General features: G+C 58.0%; 20 protein-coding genes. 12 read left to right on the forward strand and 8 right to left on the reverse strand.

The window, feature by feature from the left end; genetic code table 11:
* Nucleotides 1–87: 87 nt before the first annotated feature.
* The 4 genes from phoB (at nucleotide 88) to H4N61_RS12295 (ending at nucleotide 4148) form a co-directional block, all read left to right on the forward strand.
* Nucleotides 88–789: a phosphate regulon transcriptional regulator PhoB gene (phoB, locus tag H4N61_RS12280; protein WP_169196430.1), complete on the forward strand. Its 702-nt coding sequence runs from the start codon at nucleotides 88–90 to the stop codon at nucleotides 787–789.
* A gap of 268 nt (nucleotides 790–1057) precedes the next feature.
* Entirely contained in the window at nucleotides 1058–3085 is a 2028-nt protein-coding gene (locus H4N61_RS12285) for an autotransporter outer membrane beta-barrel domain-containing protein (RefSeq protein ID WP_182394120.1), read from the forward strand.
* 131 nt (nucleotides 3086–3216) lie between these two features.
* A complete protein-coding gene (locus tag H4N61_RS12290; protein ID WP_169196432.1) occupies nucleotides 3217–3714 on the forward strand; it encodes a DMT family transporter in 498 nt (165 codons plus the stop codon).
* A complete protein-coding gene (locus H4N61_RS12295; RefSeq protein ID WP_169196433.1) occupies nucleotides 3711–4148 on the forward strand; it encodes a DMT family transporter in 438 nt (145 codons plus the stop codon). Before H4N61_RS12290 ends, H4N61_RS12295 begins: the two co-directional genes overlap by 4 nt.
* 37 nt (nucleotides 4149–4185) lie before the next feature.
* Here H4N61_RS12295 and H4N61_RS12300 read toward each other — a convergent pair whose 3' ends face one another.
* Both H4N61_RS12300 and H4N61_RS12305 read right to left on the reverse strand, forming a co-directional pair.
* A complete protein-coding gene (locus tag H4N61_RS12300; protein ID WP_169196434.1) occupies nucleotides 4186–5625 on the reverse strand; it encodes an aldehyde dehydrogenase family protein in 1440 nt (479 codons plus the stop codon).
* 22 nt (nucleotides 5626–5647) lie between these two features.
* Nucleotides 5648–6793, reverse strand: coding sequence for a fumarylacetoacetate hydrolase family protein (locus H4N61_RS12305; RefSeq protein WP_248306516.1), 1146 nt, complete (start codon nucleotides 6791–6793; stop codon nucleotides 5648–5650).
* A 313-nt stretch (nucleotides 6794–7106) separates the two neighbouring features.
* Here H4N61_RS12305 and H4N61_RS12310 point away from each other — a divergent pair, with 313 nt between their 5' ends.
* Nucleotides 7107–7817 carry an SIMPL domain-containing protein gene (locus H4N61_RS12310; protein WP_169196435.1) on the forward strand — a complete coding sequence of 237 codons (711 nt, stop codon included), beginning with the start codon at nucleotides 7107–7109 and terminating at the stop codon, nucleotides 7815–7817.
* Nucleotides 7818–8094: 277 nt separating this feature from the next.
* On the opposite strand, the gene H4N61_RS12315 is transcribed toward H4N61_RS12310, so the two are convergent.
* Nucleotides 8095–8925 carry a sulfite exporter TauE/SafE family protein gene (locus tag H4N61_RS12315; RefSeq protein ID WP_169196436.1) on the reverse strand — a complete coding sequence of 277 codons (831 nt, stop codon included), beginning with the start codon at nucleotides 8923–8925 and terminating at the stop codon, nucleotides 8095–8097.
* A 3-nt stretch (nucleotides 8926–8928) separates the two neighbouring features.
* The gene (locus H4N61_RS12320) at nucleotides 8929–9348 is read right to left on the reverse strand and encodes a secondary thiamine-phosphate synthase enzyme YjbQ (RefSeq protein ID WP_182394121.1); all 420 of its coding nucleotides are present in this window, start codon (nucleotides 9346–9348) and stop codon (nucleotides 8929–8931) included.
* A gap of 255 nt (nucleotides 9349–9603) precedes the next feature.
* Here H4N61_RS12320 and H4N61_RS12325 point away from each other — a divergent pair, with 255 nt between their 5' ends.
* The 7 genes from H4N61_RS12325 (at nucleotide 9604) to H4N61_RS12355 (ending at nucleotide 17253) form a co-directional block, all read left to right on the forward strand.
* Nucleotides 9604–12030 carry an OmpA family protein gene (locus tag H4N61_RS12325; protein WP_182394122.1) on the forward strand — a complete coding sequence of 809 codons (2427 nt, stop codon included), beginning with the start codon at nucleotides 9604–9606 and terminating at the stop codon, nucleotides 12028–12030.
* A gap of 113 nt (nucleotides 12031–12143) precedes the next feature.
* Nucleotides 12144–12659 (forward strand): TIGR00645 family protein, encoded by a 516-nt coding sequence (locus H4N61_RS12330; RefSeq protein WP_169196439.1) that lies wholly within the window; start codon nucleotides 12144–12146, stop codon nucleotides 12657–12659.
* A 132-nt stretch (nucleotides 12660–12791) separates the two neighbouring features.
* Entirely contained in the window at nucleotides 12792–13145 is a 354-nt protein-coding gene (locus H4N61_RS12335; protein ID WP_182394123.1) for a hypothetical protein, read from the forward strand.
* A gap of 133 nt (nucleotides 13146–13278) precedes the next feature.
* A complete protein-coding gene (locus tag H4N61_RS12340) occupies nucleotides 13279–13959 on the forward strand; it encodes a tellurite resistance TerB family protein (RefSeq protein ID WP_169196441.1) in 681 nt (226 codons plus the stop codon).
* A gap of 136 nt (nucleotides 13960–14095) precedes the next feature.
* Nucleotides 14096–15133 carry an LLM class flavin-dependent oxidoreductase gene (locus H4N61_RS12345; RefSeq protein WP_169196442.1) on the forward strand — a complete coding sequence of 346 codons (1038 nt, stop codon included), beginning with the start codon at nucleotides 14096–14098 and terminating at the stop codon, nucleotides 15131–15133.
* Between the two features lie 67 nt (nucleotides 15134–15200).
* Nucleotides 15201–15554, forward strand: a complete 354-nt coding sequence (locus H4N61_RS12350) for a hypothetical protein (protein ID WP_169196443.1) — start codon at nucleotides 15201–15203, stop codon at nucleotides 15552–15554.
* A 10-nt stretch (nucleotides 15555–15564) separates the two neighbouring features.
* Nucleotides 15565–17253, forward strand: coding sequence for a methyl-accepting chemotaxis protein (locus H4N61_RS12355; protein WP_182394124.1), 1689 nt, complete (start codon nucleotides 15565–15567; stop codon nucleotides 17251–17253).
* A gap of 71 nt (nucleotides 17254–17324) precedes the next feature.
* Here the strand turns inward: H4N61_RS12355 and H4N61_RS12360 are convergent, their stop codons facing one another.
* The 4 genes from H4N61_RS12360 to rpoD all read right to left on the reverse strand — a co-directional run bounded on the left by H4N61_RS12360 (nucleotide 17325) and on the right by rpoD (nucleotide 20278).
* Complete coding sequence (locus H4N61_RS12360; protein ID WP_169196445.1) at nucleotides 17325–17546, reverse strand: hypothetical protein; 222 nt, start codon at nucleotides 17544–17546, stop codon at nucleotides 17325–17327.
* Nucleotides 17547–17618: 72 nt separating this feature from the next.
* Complete coding sequence (locus H4N61_RS12365) at nucleotides 17619–17909, reverse strand: HlyU family transcriptional regulator (RefSeq protein WP_169196446.1); 291 nt, start codon at nucleotides 17907–17909, stop codon at nucleotides 17619–17621.
* A gap of 16 nt (nucleotides 17910–17925) precedes the next feature.
* Nucleotides 17926–18192: a DUF2442 domain-containing protein gene (locus H4N61_RS12370; RefSeq protein WP_169196447.1), complete on the reverse strand. Its 267-nt coding sequence runs from the start codon at nucleotides 18190–18192 to the stop codon at nucleotides 17926–17928.
* 31 nt (nucleotides 18193–18223) lie between these two features.
* On the reverse strand, nucleotides 18224–20278 hold the full coding sequence (rpoD, locus tag H4N61_RS12375) for an RNA polymerase sigma factor RpoD (protein WP_169196448.1): 2055 nt from the start codon (nucleotides 20276–20278) through the stop codon (nucleotides 18224–18226).
* Nucleotides 20279–20426 lie beyond the last annotated feature (148 nt).

Here is a 20426-nt window from a genome sequence, read left to right on the forward strand (position 1 = left end):
TCACGTCGCCCAATCGGCGTGACGAACTCTTCGAAAATCCCCTATATTGAGTAACGGTCCCTACGGGCCGATTGACGGAGCACGCCCATGCCCGCGACGATCCTTGTTGTCGAAGACGAAGCCGACATCTCCCTGCTCCTGCAATACAATCTGCAGGCTGAAGGCTTTGATGTCGTCACAGCGGAAACCGGCGATGAAGCGCACCACGCCATCGCAGAACGCGTCCCTGACCTGATCTTGCTCGATTGGATGTTACCCGAAGTTTCCGGCATCGAAATCTGCCGTCGCCTGCGTGCGCGTGAAGAAACCGCCCGCGTTCCAATTATTATGCTCACGGCCCGCGGCGAAGAAGAAGAGCGCGTACGCGGTCTCACCACCGGCGCAGACGATTACATCGTCAAGCCATTCTCTGTCCCCGAACTCGTCGCCCGTATTCAAGCGCTGCTGCGCCGGGCGAGCCCAAGCCTTGTGACGAACGCGCTTAAGGTTGGTGAGCTTGAGCTAGACCGCACCACTCACCGCGTCAGCCGTGGGTCCCGAGACATTCACCTTGGGCCGACAGAATATCGCCTGCTCGAATACCTCATGACCCATCCGGGCCGCGTCTACACCCGCGAGCAGCTTCTCGACGGCGTTTGGGGCAATGACGTCTATGTCGACGAACGCACTGTGGACGTCCATATCGGCCGCCTCCGCCGCGCCATCAACCGTGGCAAGGAAGCCGACCCCATCCGCACGGTCCGCGGCGCCGGCTACTCCTTCGACGAACGCTTCTCGCAACTGGCTTAGATCGCGTGCCCTTAGGCACAACAAGGTCTGACACTCGGCACTGTTTTCTGGTCACCGCAAGTCGCCGCTGATCAGAAAAAAGCCAAAAAATCTCTCTGCGCGGGGCGCATCGAAACTGTTTTGCGTGTTCTACGAGGCCCAATAACGCAATCCACCAAATCAGACGCTTGACGTGTAAAGTCCTTTCATATCATAGAATTAACCATAATATTCTTCGTGTCTCCTGATTTGTTGAGCAGCGCCAAAAGCTGCAGATTGCCGCGCCACTATGTTGTCAAAGCCAATTGCCGTTGTACCGGCGATCGTCGCCCTACTTGCTGCTACCAATATCACCGCAGCGCAGGCCCGAGATATCACCATCAGTGAAGGTCAAACCGGAGGTGCTCAGAGCCTTTCCGGGATCGGGGACACGCTCTTTATCGCAAGTGGTGGCACCTTGGACTCCACAAGCAACGTGATTTCCATCACCGGCTTGGATACGGTGATCACGAACTACGGTACGATCGAAAATCGCGGAAGCGCCACCTACGCGCTGGAAACGCTGGCAGCTAACACGCGAGTGGTCAATCACGGCGGCATCTTCTCCTACGAAGACTGCTCCTATGGCGTCTACGCCACTGGTGATTATTTCACACTCACCAACACCGGAACGATTGAGACCAAGGGCAGCTGGGCGGGCACAGGTATCCAGGTCGAAAACAGCGCCAATAATGTGCTCAATGTGACGTTGGACAATAGTGGCAGCATCATCACCCACGGCACACAATCCCACGGTATTAGCCTTTACGGCACCAGTTCACGCATCACCAATACGGGCAACATTAGGACAGCGGACCACGGCAGCGCCGGTATCTATGTCTACTCCCCCACGACCCAAAGTGATATTGTCATCACCAACTCCGGGACCATCCATGCAAAGGGTGGAGAGTACCAAACCTCTTCTGGCGGCTACGTCCAGAGCCATGGCATCCAAACCAATGCCGCCAATGTTCACATCATCAACAGCGGCACCGTAATCAGCGAACAGTTCGACGCTTTCGCAATGGGCTTTGCCAATAGCAAACTTACGCTCTTGCCCGGCTCTGTGGTTTCTGGTGGCATTCGCTTCTCGCAGGCTGCAACGGGCTCTCTCGAAATCGGCAACGGCCTTGAAGGCGTTATCAAGATCACTGGAGAGTTGCGCGACGATCAGATCGAAACGCATGGCCAGGCCTATACCCGCGCTGTCACAACCGAAGCCACTGAGCACCGCCGCAATGGCGATGCCGCGACGAGCACCTACACAACCTTCACCGTTGTTTCCACCGCCTCCATCGAAGCGGCCAACACCGCGACTGTTCAAACTGCTAGCACTGTAATATCCAATATCGCCAACCATACTGGCGATCGCCGTCAAAGCCTGCCGCGCAGCACCTCGGCTCTGGGCTATGCTCCGTCCCCGGCGACACCAGACTTCCCTGATTTTGCCCCTAGCGACGATTTTGGCGCATGGGCCAGCGCTTATGGCGAACTCACTGCCCCAGCTTCGGGCAAGACCGGCTCCAAGTCCTTGCAAGGTGGTGCACTGGTTGGCTCAGACGTAAAACTCTCTGATGATAGCCTCGCGGGGCTTTTCGTTGGCCTCGGTCGTGGCCACGTCGAGACGGTTTCCAAGTCCGAACTCGATGTCACGTCTCTGCTCGGCGGCGGCTATGCCTCGCTGGCTGTTGGGTCCGTGTTCATCGACATCAACGCGACGCTTGGCGTTTCCGCCAATGACAGCGCGCGCCGCTTCGTCAACAACACGGTCGCAGCAGGGTATGAAACAGCCTATGCCAACTATGTTAGCATGTTCGCCAGTCCGTCGATCAAACTCGGCATGGACCAGGATCTCGGCTTCGCTCGCCTAACTCCGAGCGTCACCTTGACCTATACTGGCATTCATCAGGCTGGTTATTCGGAATCAGGCTCCTCTGCCAATGTCACCATGGGTTCCAGCTTCTCGCACCTGCTCAATGCCCGTGCAGAACTTGAACTCGGCACTATCGACCTCGGCGAAGCGGGCAGTGGCTGGAGTGGCAGCGCCAAGATTGGTGCCGATGGCACATTGACCTATGGCGGCACGACCGATGCTCAAGTGCTCGGCACGACACTAAGCCTTGCGGGCAACTCGACCAATGCCGCGCGCGGCTTCATCGGTGCCAATGCCCAATACCAGTCCGGCACCTACAGTTTTACCGCCGGCACAGAACTCGGCCTCAACACCCAAGGCATGGTCTCGGCCAGCCTACGCGGCGGTGTCGGAATGCGTTTCTAAAGCCAGCAGTTGTCTCCAACTCAAATCGCTCGCCACTGGCGGGCGATATTGGTTTCGACGTGGTTCACGTTCTCGCTGTACGTTCCTCACAGCTCAGCTAGTCTCCTAGCAACCATTTGAGTCGGAACTTCATGACGTCCTTTTCAACGCAGCGGGTCAACCCGCTCTACCTGCTCGCTGCGTTCGCCAGTGGGTGCTTACTCACCCTCGCAGTTTTCTTTAACGGTGAGGCCGGTCGCTATGGCGGCGGCATCTTTTCATCGTGGCAGGCTCATGGTGTCGGCACGGTCGTTGCAATGCTGCTGCTCGCCATCATATGGCGCAAGGAACGCGCCAAAGCCGCCGCTGCCAAGGCCATTTATGGCAAGGCCCCCCTCTGGGCCTATCTCGGGGGCGTGTTTGGTGGTTTGACCGTTATTCTAACGTCCTACTCAGTCAATTCGCCCATCGCCTTGGGCGGCACTTTGGCGATTGGCCTCGTGGGTCAGTTCGCGCTTTCGCTTGCCGCTGATCACTGGGGGCTGCTGGGCTTGCCGAAGCGCAAGCTCGACCTGCGCGACGGCGCCGCCGTACTACTGATTTCCGCTGGTAGCATGATCATCATTCTCTTCGGCGTCGGTGCAGCATGATCGGCCCCATTATCTCTGCCTTCGTGATCGGCCTGCTGATCATCCTCAGCCGTCAGGTCAATGGGCGCGTCTCCGTCTCCACCACCCCACTCATTTCGTCCTTTTGGAACCATATCGTCGGCTTCGTGTTCATGACCATCCTCGGTCTTGCCGTGGGTGGGCTCATTCCAGAAAACATCGGCGATATTCCGCTCTGGGTATATTCGGGCGGCGCAATCGGCGTGATCTTTGTCGCCGCAGGCTCTTTCCTCATCACCAAGATTGGCGCGACCAATACAACCCTATTACTCATTGCTGGTCAGATGATTTCGAGTGTCGTTCTCGACATGCTGCGCGGCGTACCCCTGACCATGTGGGCGAGCGTCCTGGGCATTGTGCTAATCCTTGCAGGCATGGCGCTGACCCAACGTCCCGCTAAAGACCAAGCCGAATAAAAAAACGGGGCCCGAAGGCCCCGTTCGCATTTCCTATTTAGCCGGCAGCTGTGTAAGCCGTCTTCACCACGGTGAAGAATTCTGCCGCATAACGGCCCTGCTCGCGGGGGCCGTAGCTCGATCCCTTGCGACCACCAAACGGCACGTGGAAGTCCACCCCGGCCGTCGGCACATTGACCATCACCATGCCCGCTTCGACATTGCGCTTAAAGTGCGTCGAGTATTTGAGCGAGGTGGTGACAATGCCTGCCGACAGACCGAACTCGGTGTCGTTACAGATCGCCAGACCTTCTTCGTAATCCTTGACCTTGATCACCGCTGCAACCGGCCCGAATATCTCTTCGCGCGCGATGCGCATGGAATTGGTCGCTTCAGTGAACAGCGCGGGCTGCAGGAAGTAGCCCTCTGTATCCTTCTGCACACGACCACCACCCGCGACGAGTTTCGCGCCCTCGGCCTGACCAATTGCGATGTAATCGGTGTCCTGCTTGAGCTGGCTCGGATCGACGACTGGCCCGATTTCGGTATCCTTGTCGAGCGCCGCGCCAACACGCAGATTGCGCGTGCGCTCAGCCAAATCTTCGACGAACTTGTCGTGAATACCTTCCGTGACAATCACGCGGCTGGATGCCGTGCACCGCTGGCCGGTCGAGAAGAAGGCCGACTGCGCCACGCTCTCGACGGCGACTTTGAGGTCCGCATCATCGAGCACCAAAACCGGGTTCTTGCCGCCCATTTCCAGCTGGAACTTACGATTGTGCTTGATCGAGGCTTCCGCCACGCGACGGCCAGTGCCAACCGAACCGGTAAAGCTAAGCGCCGCGACATCAGGGCTATCCAGCAGTGTCTGCCCGACGACAGAGCCCTTGCCCATGACCAGATTAAGAACACCCTTCGGCAGGCCCGCGCGCTGCAGAATGTCGACAATTGCCCAGGTGGAAGCTGGCACCAAATCCGCGGGCTTGATGACAACCGTGTTGCCATAAGCGAGCGCTGGAGCAATCTTCCATGCCGGGATCGCAATGGGGAAGTTCCAAGGCGTGATAATCCCCACGACGCCAATTGGCTCGCGGGTGATTTCAACGCCAACGCCCGGACGAACCGAAGCCATAACTTCGCCTGTCAGACGCAGCACTTCGCCCGAGAAAAAGTCAAAGATCTGCGCAGCGCGGGTCACTTCGCCAATTGCTTCTGGCAGTGTCTTGCCTTCTTCGCGCGCCAACAGCTCGCCCAGTTCGGCCTTGCGCGCCAAAATCTCGTCGGACGCTTTGCGCAGAATGCCATGACGCTCAAGCAGCCCTGAACGCGACCATGCTGGGAATGCGGCCTTAGCTGCCGCGATCGCCGCTGTTGTGTCGTCAACTGATGCGCGCGCATAGACGCCCACAACATCCGAAAGGTTGGATGGGTTGATGTTTTCTACGCCGTCAGAGCCGACCCACTCGCCGTCGATAAGGTTCTTAAACAGTTCAGTCATGAATGTGCCTTTCAGCAATGGGTCACAAGAGGTCCGCGCGAGCAAGATCGCGCAGCAAATGGCTCGCGCCATAGATCCAGGGTGGACAAACAGTTGAGAGATTAACCCGGTTGCGCAGTGTGCCAAGGCTTGGCGTCGAAACAGAGACAACGTCCCCAAGTTTATGGGTAAAGCCCATGCCCTGCCCGCCGCGATCCTTCACCGGGGCAAACATCGTCCCCAGATAAAGCACAAGACCGTCTGGATATTGGTGATGTTCGCCAATCGTGGCGGCAACCAGCGATTCAGGCGTGCGCGAGATTTGCGCCATGTTGGAATGGCCATCGAGTTCAAAGCCGTCTTCGCCTTCAACCCGTAAGGCGATCTCAGCGTTTTTGACGGTGTCGAGAGTGAACTCGCCATCGAACAGGCGCACGAATGGGCCGAGCGCGGCCGAAGCATTATTGTCCTTCGCCTTGCCCAAGAGCAGCGCCGAACGTCCTTCAACGTCACGCAGATTGACGTCATTGCCCAAGGTCGCGCCGATAATCGCGCCCTTGCTGGTCACCAGCAGAGCCACTTCCGGCTCAGGATTGTTCCAGCTCGAAATCGGGTGCAGGCCAACTTCGGCACCAAAGCCAACAGCGCTCATCGGCTGGGACTTGGTGAAAATCTCGGCATCCGGTCCAATCCCAACTTCGAGATATTGGCTCCACACGCCCTTGGCGATCAGCGCGGCCTTGACCTTCATGGCGCTGTCCGATCCCGGAACCAGTTCGCTGAGGTCTGTACCAATCAAGTCGAGAATTTCGCTACGTAGAGCATCTGCACGGCTCTTGTCGCCGCGTGCTTGCTCCTCAATCACGCGCTCAAGGAGCGACACCACAAAGGTCACCCCCGAAGCTTTCACCGACTGCAAATCAATTGGCGCGAGAAGCCGGGCGACATCATCGCGTGGGGAAGCCGCCTCCGAATTCGCGAGCACGGCCTCGACAGCACCGACAGCAGTGCCCGCCACAGTGCGCACATGCTCGGTGGCTCGCCCGCTTTCGGCAATATCGCGAACCGTAGCAAATCCCTTGGCGGTGATGTCGACGAGTTGCCCGTCCCTAACGGTCACAATGCGCGGATATGCATATCCCGGCACCATTGCACGTCCCAACAACACTCCACCCGGAACCAAGCCCATATTCGCAACCTCTTTTGCCTCTGGCCGCGACTGCACCGCAGCCCGCGCCCTCCCATGACGCAAGGGTATAAGTCATACTTTTCTGGAAAGGAAGGGAAAGTGGGCAACATCGCTTTGTCCAAATCGGAACAAATCCAACCCGCTTGCACCAGCGTAATCATACGCAAGACTCTTGCAAGCCTGCGCTCCTAAACCCTCGCCCCAAACGCCTATTCCTTGGCGTTAAAGTGAAACGTTCAGGCACAGTTCATCTCTGCCGCAATACTGACGCATAGACAGGGGATTCTCCCCTGACCTCATCTAGGAGTATGACATGCGTGCATTAAGCCTGATCGTTCCCTTCGCTTTGCTTGCTAGTGTTGCGCCTGCTTTTGCCGGTACCATTGCGATTGAGGGCAGCGGCCAAGTCCGCGCAGCGCCTGACATGGCAACAGTGTCGTCTGGCGTGACCACACAGGGCGCGACAGCCAAGGAAGCGCTCGACGCGAACAGCACTGCCATGACGGCGCTGATTGAAGCCCTCAAAGGCTCGGGTATCGAGGCACGCGATATTCAGACCTCAGGCTTCTCGGTCAGCCCCAACTATGTCTATTCGGAAGAGCGTGACGCGAGCGGCTATAGTCTGCCGCCCAAGATCAATGGCTATCAGGTGGCCAACAGCGTTTCCGTCGTCGTTCGCGACCTCGAAAAGCTTGGCTCGATTCTCGATCAATCGGTCACCGTAGGCGCCAACACCGTCAATGGGATCGAGTTTTCGGTCACCGACCCATCGGAATTGCTCGATGAAGCGCGCAAGGCCGCTTTCGCCGATGCCCGCGCCAAGGCTGAGCTTTACGCACTAGCCTCTGGAACAACCCTTGGCGATATTGAGAAGATCAGCGAAAGCCGAGATTACGCCGTACCAGTCGCTTACGCCATGGCAGAACGCGCAGTCGCCGCCGACAAGGTCCCGGTTGAGGCCGGCGAGCTGAGCTTCTCCATCACCGTCAATGTCGAATGGGACCTTGAGAACACCAAAAAGTAATCGGTGGAACTCTGTCGCACCTGCCTTGTTTTGAACAAACGGGACCCGACATAGGCACAGTTACATTCCGGCAGACATGTCTGCCGCGAGAACCCGGATCCCCTCCTTAGAGGGGGCTTGGGCGGTGGGGACGGAACCACCGTAGTCACTCCGTCCCCACCAACCCCTCCGAACCGGCTGGCCGGAGGCCAGCAAAAAGGCGCCAGTGGCGCCTCTTTAGGAGAGGAGGCCATGAGAGCTAAGCTCGAATGGCCCGGCTCATCAAAAGCCCCCCTCCCTACCCCGCCAGCACCTTCCAAAGCATATTGAGCCCCACCAGCACCAGGAACACGGCGAACACGCGCTTGAGCGTCTTCTGGTCGAGCTTATGCGCCAACGTCGCGCCAAGCGGCGCACAAACGGCCCCCAAAACGCCCACCAGCACCAGCGCTACGATATTGATGTAGCCAATGCTCAGCGGCGGCAGGTTCGGCACGCCCCAGCCTGAAATCAAAAAGCCCGCGGTCCCGGACAGCGCAATCGCAACGCCGATCGCAGCCGACGTCCCGACGGCCTTGTGCATGCTGTCCCCAAAAGCCACCAGTGTCGGCACAGTCAGCGAGCCACCGCCAATACCCATTAACGACGAAATATAGCCGACGACAAACGCCGAAATTCGGTGTGTCAGCGACGAGCCTTTTAAGTGCCCCATAACCTTGGTTTGCAAACCAAAGATAATGTTTGCCGCGATGAGGAAGGCCATTACCGCAAAAACAATGCGCAGCACATTGGCCGAGAACAAGCCAGCCATAAGCCCACCGATGAACGTGCCAACCACGATAAACGGAGCCCAGAGCTTGAACACATTCATATCGACCGCGCCGCGCTTATGATGCGAGCGCGCACTCATGATCCCTGTCGGTATGATAATGGCGAGCGAGGTCCCAACAGCGACGTGTTGAACGATCTCACTATCGTAACCCATCAGCAGCAGCGCGTTGGACAGCGCAGGCACGATGACCGCGCCCCCGCCAATCCCAAGCAGACCAGCGGCAATTCCGGACACAATACCGGTGGCGAGCAACCCGACAACGAACGGCCAATAGCCGATAAGTTCGCCCCAATTCATGTGTTATTCTCCGATGAGGTGGAGCACGATCTCGCGCCGATGCGGTCGGCGGCGGTGCTCAAAAAGATAAATACCCTGCCAGCTTCCGAACACGGGACGCCCCTCGCTCACCGGCACGCCGATTGAGGTCTGCGTCAGCGCGGCCTTTATGTGCGCCGGCATATCATCAGGCCCTTCAAGCGTATGGGCCAGCCAATCCATAGTCTCCGGCACGAGGCGTTTGAAGAAACCATCAAGGTCCACTTGCACGTCCGGATCGGCATTTTCCTGGATGGGCAGAGAGCAACTGGTGTGCCGGACAAAAACTGTCAGCAGCCCCGTCGACATGCCAGTTTGCGCAACGAAACTGTTCACTGCACGAGAAAATTCGTAAAGCCCCGGCCCTTGCGTCTGAATGCTGTGACTGTGTATCGCTTGCTGCATCGCACATGCCTATCACGACGGGTTGGACTGGAGGAGCCTGACCACTGCGAAATCGTCCAGCGCCCCAATCCCGCCGCATTGTCGGATTGCTTGTGTTATCCAGAATGTCTTGAGGAACTGCCCCAACAGCCCGGCGTTAGGGGATTATTACAAGATCTCCACCTGCTCCTGGCGACTGACACTTCGTTCAGACTGGGTTCAGGCAAATAAATCGATCTTCCCGTCATAGTGTTACACACTCGAAGGAATTGACATATGAGTTTCAAGACCTGGCTCCTCACCGGGACCAGCATCGGCCTCTTGGCCGTCGCGCCGCTTCCCGCCAATGCACAGGGTGCACAACTCCAATCTGCAATCCAGTCCTACCTGCAAGCGCAGGCATCGGGCGATGCCGCCGCTCTTGAAGCTGCACAGTCGACGTTGACCAATGAGTGTATCGTCGCGGGCTTCTCTAGCGTCGAAGAATGCTTAGCATCGGGTGGTAGCGCTCCTGCGGCCCCCGCCGTCGATAATGCCGCCGCCGAAGCTGAAGCGGCCGCTGCTGCCGAAGCAGAAGCTCAGGCTGCTGCGGAAGCAGAGGCTGCCGCCGCTCAGGCCGCAGCTGACGAGCAAGCGCGCCAGGCAGCGGAAGCCGCTGCCAATGAAGCAGCAGCACAAGCTGCTGCCGAGGCCGAAGCACGTGCCGCTGCTGAACAGCAGGCTGCCGACGAAGCCGCTGCCGCTGCAGCGCGTGAGCAGGAAGAAGCCGCAGCCCGCGCTGAAGCTGAGGCTGCCGCACAGGCTCAGGCCGAAGCTGACGCCGCCGCTGCAGCTCAGGCAGAACAGGCCGCTCCTGTTGAACAGCCTGCCGTAGAGCAACCCGCCCCAGCCCCTGAGGCAACCCCTGAGGCTGCACCCGCTCCAGAGCCAACCCCTGCCCCTGTGGCACAGGTAGCCCCAGAAGCCGCACCAGCTCCAGCACCAGAAGCTGCGCCAGCACCCGAAGTCGCGCCTGCGCCTGCTCCAGAAGCGGTGCCAGTAGCACCGGGCGTTGACTATCAGGCAGAGTTGACCCGTCTCGTCACCGACTACGAAACAGCTATTTCCGATCTACTGAACGGCGCCAATGCAGACGAAGTGAACCAGCGTCTCGCAGCCATCCGTGCAGAAATCTCCGACCTCTGCGCCGCTCAGGGCAATGGTGATGTCACCTCCTGCCTCGCCGCCTTTGGCTTGGCACTGCCAGAAGTGCCTGGAATTGCCGCTCAACCTCCAGTGGAACAGCCTGTCGAACAGCCTGTAGTCGCGCCAGAAGTGCCAGTTGAACAGCCTACGCCTGTCGAGGAAACCACCTCTGATGGTCAGACTGCAGAACCGATCACGGAACTGCCAGCTGGCATCGAAGCCGAGCAAATCGCTCCGCTGCTCGATAGTGCCAAGGATGAGCCAATGGTGGCAGCGCCAGCCCCTGTTGACGGCCAACCAGCTGTGATTGCACCAGTCGAAATTGCTCCGGCAATCGTGACGGTCGAAACCCTGCCACAGACGGATGAAGCGGCACAGTCCGAAGAAATCCGCGCCATGGTCGAGGCGCCTCTCGCGAACGCAGAGGCAGGCACCGAAGTCGCTGCGACGAACAACACAACGGTCAACCAGACCGTGGTCAACAACTACGTGACCAATATCGTCAACAACGTCTCGAACGTCAACAACAGCGTCACCAACAACACCACCGTGAACGACACGGTGACGAATAACAACACCAACATCACGAACAATCAGAACACCACCAATATCGGGCAGCAGAACAACTACGTTCAGATAATTGAGGCCCCGGTACTGCAGCAAACCTCAACTGGCGATGCCATCGCACAGGTGATCCTGCAGGTTGGTACACAGCTGATTGTGAACTCCATCGGTCAGGACACCAACCGCTTCTACAATCCGCAGCAGGACGAGATTTACTACGAAAATCTCTCCAACGGCCGCACGCGTGAAGTGATTGTCCGTCCTGATGGCACGCAGGTCATCACCGTGCGCAACCGCAATGGCGACATCCTGCGTCGCACGCGCATCACCCCAGATGGTCAGGAATATATCCTCGCCTATTTCGATGATCGCTATGAGGAAAACCTCAACAACTGGCGCGATCCGGGTCTGGACCTGCCTCCGCTGCAGCTCAACATTCCAGCACGCGACTACGTTCTGGATGCCCGTTACGCCGATGACCGTCAGCTGACGACCTTCTTTGCTCAGCCTCCGGTTGAACAGGTTGCCCGTCTCTATTCGATCGACGAAGTGAAGCGCTCGGCTCGTGTTCGTGACAGTGTGCGTAAGCTCGAAGTGGGTAACCTCACTTTCGATACGGGTGCTGCCACCATCGGCCGTGATCAGGTCGGTTCGCTCCAGAGCGTTGCCAACGCAATGCTGGCTCTGCTGCGCACCAATCCGAATGAAACCTTCCTTATCGAAGGTCACACGGACGCGGTCGGTTCGGACATTTCCAATCTCCGCCTCTCGGATTCTCGTGCCGCCACAGTCGCCCGCGTTCTCTCGGACTTCTATGGCGTACCGCCTGAAAACCTTGCCACCCAGGGTTACGGCGAACGCTATCTCAAGATCCGCACCGAAGCTGGCGAACGTGAAAATCGTCGCGTCACCATCCGCCGCATTACGCCGCTGGTAACAGTGGCAAACCGCTAAAACCACCCTCAAGGTCGGCCTTCGGGCCGACCTTACTTTTTACCCTGCGGCGCAGAGACACTTGCGCGCCACAATCGTCTTGATAAGCCGGAGGCAATTGCCTTGGAGTTATCATGAAAAAACTCGAACTCTTTGTTGAAAGCATTATCCTGGCGTCGCGCTGGCTGCTGGTCGCTTTCTACATCGGCCTGGCCGCCGCGCTTGGCCTCTACGCCCTCTCCTTCTTCGGCAAGCTCTTTGACTTTGCCACGAAGTTCATGGAGCTGAGCGAAAACGATACCATCCTCAAGCTGCTCAGCCTGATTGATGCAGCCCTCATCGCCAGCCTAGTGGTTATGGTGATCATCTCGGGCTACGAAAACTTTGTCTCGCGTTTTGACGACGACAAGGACGTTCACTGGCTCGGCAAAATCGACGCAGGCTCGCTAAAAGTTAAGGTCGCTTCGACCATTGTCGCGATCTCTTCAATTCACTTGCTGCAGATTTTCCTCAACATCCCGAAGTACGAAAACAACGAGATCATGTGGTACACAATTCTGCATGTGACCTTCATTTTCTCGGCGCTCTTCTTGGCCTACATCGATAAAATTACAAAAAAAACGGGCAAGGACGACACCCCGGGGCTCTAACCCACAGAGCAAACTACTGTCAGTAGGGCGGAAATCGGCAAGATTTCCGCCCTCTTCACGTCTTTCGTCGTTTTGGAACCAGCGAATTAAAAACGCGTTGAATCGGGGACGTTGAAACAAAGGAAACCTAAAATGGCGACCCCAGAACGTGATCCAGTCTACACCCGCGACGAAAGCCGCACCGTTTACACTCGTGAGAGCAATGGTACCGGTTGGTTCGTCGGCATCATCGTAGCCCTAGCACTCCTCGCAATTGGCTATCTGGTTTTCTCCGCCAATACCGGGCCAGCGACCGTTGATACCACTGCGCCAGCGCCAGCTATCGAAAGCACCGCTCCAATGACTGAAGCGCCTGCGACAGACGTTGCGCCTCCAGCTGCGCCAGCAGCACCAGAAGCGACTACCCCAGCTCCAGCAGCTCCGGCCGCTCCAGTGACCCCAGCTGCTCCGGCTACTCCGGCTACTCCGGTTGTGCCAGCCAACTAATTGATTGCACAGCCACATTAAGCGCGTTTAGCAGACCCCGGCTTGCCGGGGTCTTGCTATTTTGACTTCATAGGACCGCTCCTATTGTAATCCCCGACCGCGCGCACCATGTGCAGTTTTTCACGGAGACGACATGTTCAACATCGACCAAATTCTAAAGACGCTGCAGTCCGACCCGAACCTCAAGAGCAAGGCTCTGACCGGTGCGGCTGGCATGGCTGCTGGTATGTTGCTCTCTGGCGGTAAGCCGCACAAACTTTTGGAAACCGGCCTCAAGGCTGGGGCTATCGCAGCCGTTGGTGGCCTTGCGTATAAGGCTTGGCAGAACCATCAGGCCAATCAGGCCGGTCAGGCCGCGCCAGTGCGCGAAGATGCCTTCATCCCACAGCCGAACACGCCAGCGCAGGAAGATTTGGGCAAAACCCTCGTCCGCGCCATGATCGCCGCATCCAAGGCCGATGGTCGCATCGACGCCGACGAAAAAGAAGCAATCTTCGCCAAGCTCAACACCATGCAGCTGTCCGGCGAGGAAAAGGCTTGGGTGTTTGACGAGCTCTCGTCCCCACTCGATATCAATGCTGTTGTCGCCCGCGCGGACACGCCTGAGCACGCCGCCGAAATCTATGCGGCCTCACTCGTCGCGATCACCGCTGATACCGCCGCAGAACAGGCTTATCTCGAAGCGCTGGCGGTCAAACTCAAGCTTGACCCAGCCCTCGTTGCTGAAATCCATCGTCAGGCCGGCGAAAAGCTGCCTCAGCCGAGCCAGCAGCCAATCGCCCCGCTCGCCTACACCCCACAGTGGCAGCGCTAATATCTCCGATCCAAGAAGGCCCTCTTCCCGAGGGCCTTTTCATTTCTGGCAACAAAAACCTACCGTAGTTACATTCATGTGCGCTCTTGCGTCATGCACCGGCTGCCTCCACTTCACGCGCTAAGGAGATACACCCATGGAACTCGGCCTATATTCCTTCGCGGAAAACACCCCAGACTTGCTCAACAATGGGCATTTGCAATCCCCGGCAGAACGCTTGCGGGATTTGATTGAAGAGATTGAGCTTGCCGATCAGCTCGGCCTTGCGTTCTACGGCTTGGGCGAACATCACCGCTCCGACTATGTCGCCTCGTCTCCGGTCACCATTCTGGCCTCCGCCGCCGCGCGCACCAAACAGATCAAGCTTTCGACCGCCGTCACCGTCCTCTCCTCAGAAGACCCTGTGCGCGTCTGGCAGCAGTTTTCAACGCTCGATCTTCTGTCCAATGGCCGCGCCGAAATCATGGCCGGTCGCGGCTCCTTCATCGAAAGCTTCCCGCTCTTCGGGCTCGATCTCAACGACTATGATGATCTCTTCGAGGAAAAGCTCGACATGCTCCTCGCTATCCGCAAGGGCGGGAAGGTCGCTTGGCCGGGCAGCCAGCATACAACCCCCATTCCGGGTCTGGAAATCTACCCCAAGCCCGCTCAGGAGCAGTTGCCGCTCTGGATCGCCGTTGGCGGCACCCCCAATTCCGTCGCGCGCGCCGCCTATCACGGCCTCAACCTGATGATTGCGATCATTGGTGGTCGTCCCCGTCAGTTCCAGCCGCTGACCGAGCTCTATCGCCAGACCGCCGAAAAGGTTGGCCATGATGTGACCAAGCTCAAACTCGGGGTCTCCGGCCATGGCTTCATCGCTGAAAACAGCCAAGATGCCCGCGACATAGCGTACCCGGCCCATAGCGCTGCCATGAATAAGATCGGCGCCGAACGCGGCTGGGGCCCAAGTTCACGCGCCCAGTTTGATGCCAACACCACGCTTGAAGGGGCCTATTACATGGGCTCGCCGCAAGAAGTGATCGACAAGATTTTGGCTCAGCACGAATGGTTTAAACATGACCGTTTTGGTCTGCAGCTCAGCGTTGGTACGCTTCCTCATGACAAGGTCATGAAGGCAATTGAGCTTTACGGCACGGTCGTAAAACCGGCGATTGATAAGGCATTAGCATAAGTGAGTACGTCTTAAGCGCAGGCCCGACTTAACCATCGGTTAAGCGGGCCACGCCTAGCTCACGCGCATGTGTTTTTCTTATCTCGTGCCTGAAAACTCAGCGAGCCGATCCAAGACGTCTCTCCTGAAAAACGCTGTCACTTGGCTCCCCGCAGTCGCTTTTGCGCTAGTCGGCGCCGGACTTCTTGCTGCCCCACAAGCGGCAGCAGACACCGGCGAGATGGCGGTGATCTTCCCCCCCTTCACCTCAGAAGCCACTGCTTGGGAACGCATCCACGAGGCTGGCGGCTTTGTTGTCGGTCCGACCCGCTTTTCCAACATTGTCGTCGTCTACGCCGACGATCCAGATTTCAAGTACCGCGCCAGCCAATTTGGCGCCCTTTGGTTCACCGCTGCCACTGGCCTATGTGCCGAGGCCTAAAGCTAGTTCAATGACACTTAACAATATTCGTTCTGTCGCGACCATTATGGTCACGGCCCTGACCCTGTTTATGGCGGCGACTGCTATCGTCGTAGAGCTGCTCATGCAGGGCAATTTTGGCACCACAGCGCTCATCGGCGCTGCCGGCATCGCAACGGTAGTAACCGGATTCTTGACCACAAGATCGAGCGCCGGCTTCCGTTATCTGCTGGTGACAGTGCTGATGGTCTCCATCTCTGCCATCATCGCTGCAACCAAGGGCACGCCTTGGCAGACCGACTTGCACATGGCTTTCTTCGCCTCGCTCGCTTTGAGCTCTTTGCTCTACGACGCGCGCGTCATTCTGGTGGGCACCATCGTTATCGCCATCCACCACCTTCTTCTGGGCATGACCCTGCCCGATCTGGTGTTTTATGGCGGCGGCGGCTTCCCCCGCGTCGTACTGCACGCTGTCATTCTGCTGGTCGAGGCCGCAGGCCTGATTTGGCTGCTCCGCAATACTTTCGCTTTCGTCTCGCTCGCTGATCAGAACGCAAATGATGCAAACGCCAATGCCGAGCGTGCCATTTCGCTCGCTCGTGACGTCGAGGAAAGCGAAGAAACACGCGTTGAAGACCGTCAGCGCACCCTGCAAGAGCTGCGCGATCAGTTCGGCACAGTCATCACGGCTACGCTCAATGGCGAATTTGGCCGCCGTGTGCCCGAGACCTTTGCAGAGCCCGACCTCAACAATCTGGCGCATGCCGTCAACGATCTCATTGCCAACCTTGAGACCGGGCTTGCGGAAACGTCATCCGTCATGGCGGCACTGTCGCAGAAGGACTTGAGCGCGCGCGTTACCGGCACCTATGCCCCCGTGTTTTCCGGCCTCAAGACCGACACAAACCTCGTTGCCGACCGCATGAGTGACGTCATCACCACGATCCGGACCGCCACAACCACGCTGGCGCACGCAACGGGCGAACTCCTCGACGGCGCGGAAGCGCTCGCCCGCCGCACCAACGAGCAGTCAGAGGCCGTGCGTGAAACCGCCGTCGCCCTGGAGCAGCTGAGCCGCAATGTGGACGAGACCGCCGAGCGTGCTTCCAAAGCCCGCGCAGCCACGGAGTCCGTTGCCACCACGGCCGATCGCGGTACCACGGTCATGACCAATGCAACCGCCGCCATGGAGCGGATTGCCGCCTCCTCCCAGCAGATCGCTGGCATTATCACCATGATCGACGACATCGCCTTCCAGACCAACCTGCTGGCGCTCAACGCCTCAGTTGAAGCGGCCCGTGCAGGCGATGCCGGTCGCGGCTTTGCTGTGGTCGCGGTCGAAGTGCGCCGTCTGGCGCAATCTGCCGCCTCCTCATCCGCTCAGATCAAAACCCTGATCGAACAGGCCACCAGCCAAGTTGGACAAGGTACGGTTCTGGTCAAGGATGCAGCGAGCGCCCTGAGCGAGATCACCCAGGCAGCCCATGTGAGCGACAGGCTCATGCATGACATTGCCGAGGCCACGTCCGAGCAGAACCACGCCTTGCGCGCGATCGACGAAGCAGTGCAGCACATCGACGTGCTCACCCAGCACAATGCGCAACTGGTTGAAACAACCCACAGTGCGGTTGCAGAAGCTCAGGGCGAAGCTGGAGCGCTCAATACGCTCGTCGGTGAGTTCCAGCTCGAAACCCGAGTTCCACTCGCCAAGAGCGCTTAAAAAAGAAATGGCGCCATCGCGGGATGGCGCCATTCATAGCAGCTTACGCTCGCACTGTTCCAAGATAGACCTTACTTACCCGAACGGCTCAGCGACTTGATAGCGAGTGGTGGCATGCCGGACTTTTCAGAAATCGCACGGTCCTGAGCTTCAATCTCAGCACGTGCAGGCTCATCGCCATCGAGGCCGCCGAGCAGGCCTGCATCAACCTTACGGTTCGAGCGCTGGGAGCCGTCTTCGTACACAACGTCAAACATCACGAATTCAGTGCGGGCAGTTGGCTTACGGGCCATCAGAGTTCTCCTTGCAAAAAACAACCGCGGGCCGATCGGCCCGCGGTCGTCAAAAAGTCAGTTATTCTGGGCTTAGCGGAAGATGTGCTCGCCCTGCTCATCGATGATCTGCCGACCCTTGCTCAGAGCTAGCATAACCAGATCTTCGCGCGAGCTCATGCGGTCGGCGCGAATAAAGCGGTAGGTTTTCACCTCGCCGCCAATTTCTTTTTCGATGGTGCCAGCGAGCTGGAGCTCTGAGCCGACCTTCATCTCAATGGCCTTGATCTTGAAGCCCTTGTAGTCTTCTTCGCCCAGCGACTTATCGCCAGCAGGCGCGGCTTCCGATTTCCCGCCACCAAATAGCTTCTTCAAGAACGACATGGGAGCTCCCCTCAATCTACCGTCGCCGCAGTGGTCTCGGATGTTCGAGTTCACCGCGTTTCTCCATCTCCTCCTGCAACCACGCAGGCGAGATATCAAAATAGTTGGGCCAGATCGGCTTGCCGTTGACCAGCTCGACCTTAGCGAAGAAATTCCGATCCCGCAGAGGCTCAGTCCCCTCCCCCCGCTCAGAGAGCATGGGGGCCGCGTTGAACGTACCATAAGTGGCGTCCGAGAACGTCACCACCAGCTTGAACGGCACAACGGCCTTCAAGCTGGTCACCTTCAGCCGAACCGGCTTTAGCGGAATGATCTCAGTTATCGAGGAAGCTCCGCAGCTTGCGCGAACGGCTCGGATGCTTGAGCTTACGCAGTGCCTTGGCCTCAATCTGACGAATACGTTCACGCGTAACCGAGAACTGCTGACCGACTTCTTCGAGCGTGTGGTCGGTGTTCATACCGATACCAAAACGCATACGCAGAACGCGTTCTTCACGCGGGGTGAGCGAAGCCAGAACGCGAGTGGTGGTTTCACGCAGGTTCGACTGGATCGCCGCATCAATCGGCTGGATCGCATTCGAGTCCTGGATGAAATCGCCCAGGTTCGAGTCTTCTTCGTCACCGATTGGCGTTTCGAGCGAGATTGGTTCCTTCGCGATCTTGAGGACCTTGCGGACCTTGTCGAGCGGCATCTGGAGCTTTTCGCTGAGCTCTTCCGGTGTCGGTTCGCGACCGATTTCGTGGAGCATCTGACGGCTGGTGCGAACGATCTTGTTGATCGTTTCGATCATGTGAACCGGAATACGGATCGTACGGGCCTGATCCGCGATCGAACGCGTGATCGCCTGACGGATCCACCAGGTCGCATAGGTCGAGAACTTGTAGCCGCGACGGTATTCGAACTTATCAACGGCCTTCATCAGACCGATGTTGCCTTCCTGAATAAGATCGAGGAACTGCAGACCGCGGTTGGTGTACTTCTTGGCAATCGAGATCACGAGGCGAAGGTTGGCTTCCACCATTTCCTTCTTGGCGATAGCCGCTTCGCGCTCACCCTTCTGAACCTTGTGCACGATACGGCGGTATTCAGCGATATCGAGACCGGTTTCAGTGGCCAGCGTAGCAATTTCCGTACGGATGTCGCCAATGGTACCAGCTTCACGGCGAGCGAACTCACCCCAGCCCTTACCGTCAAAGTTTTCGAGTTCCCATTCCCAGCTCGGATCGACTTCACGACCGTAGTACTTGTCGAGGAACTTCTCGCGCTTAACGCCATAGCTTTCAGCCAGACGCAGCAGGCGACCTTCCAAACGCACGAGACGCTTGTTGATGTCGTAAAGCTGTTCAACCAGGCTTTCGATACGGCTCGCGTTCAGCGACAGCGACTTAACGTCGGCAATCACTTCGCCGCGCAGCACGCCCAGCTTGGTGTTTTCGTCAGCGGAAACAGCAATGTTGCGGTCTTCGGCGTGCCGATCCTGCATCTCACGCATCGCGCCATAGGCTTCGGCGATACGGTTGAAGGTTTCCACGACCTGCGGCTTGAGTTCCGCTTCCATCGCCGAGAGCGACAGTGCGTTATCAAACTCATCGTCGTCGTCTTCGACTGGGTCCTGCGGAGCTTCTGGCTCTTCTGGCACGTAATCGTCGTCTTCGCCCGAACCGGCCGAGCGACGTGGCGCAGGCTTAGCAGCAGGCTTAGGAGCCTCAACCACAGGCTTAGCAACAATCTGCACTTCCGGTGCAGCCTGCTTGGCGTCTGGGCCAGCATAGGTGGCTTCCAGATCGATAATGTCGCGCAGCAGAATTTCGCCCTGAGCGAGCTGATCGCGCCAAATAATAATCGCCTGGAAAGTCAGCGGGCTTTCGCAAAGCCCTTCGATCATGGTTTCGCGGCCAGCTTCAATGCGCTTGGCGATGGCGATTTCGCCCTCGCGGCTCAGAAGCTCAACCGAACCCATTTCGCGCAGATACATACGCACCGGATCATCGGTGCGGTCAGAACCGGCCTTGGCGTTGGACGTGTTGGCAACAGCGGTGCCAGCAGATGTGGCGACTTCCGTGCCGGTGTCGTCTTCGTCCTTCTCCACCTCGGTTTCTTCAACTTCGTCTTCGTCGACGACGTTGATGCCCATTTCCGAGAACATGGACATGAAATCTTCGATCTGCTCCGAGCTGACTTCTTCCGAAGGCAGTACGGCATTCAGCTCTTCATACGTGACGTAGCCACGCTTCTTGGCGACCTTGATCAGCTTTTTAACAGCTGCATCGTTTTGATCGATTAGCGGGCTGTCGTTGGATGTTTCCGGAGCCGCGCCTTCGGGCTTCTCGGTATCCTTAGTATTTTTGTTCGCTGCCTTGGTGGCCATCTGCTACTCCTCGGGACCGTTGGGCACGGAGGTCCCGGCTTTGTCTTAGGTGGTGACAACTCAAGACAAGGTAAAGGTTTGGTCACCAGACCGTTAACGGGGTGCCATACGCTGGTCCGCTATGGAGCATAGCAACGAGTGATTCGCC

The sequence above is a fragment of the Devosia sp. MC521 genome, from assembly GCF_014127105.1.
GTDB lineage: Bacteria > Pseudomonadota > Alphaproteobacteria > Rhizobiales > Devosiaceae > Devosia.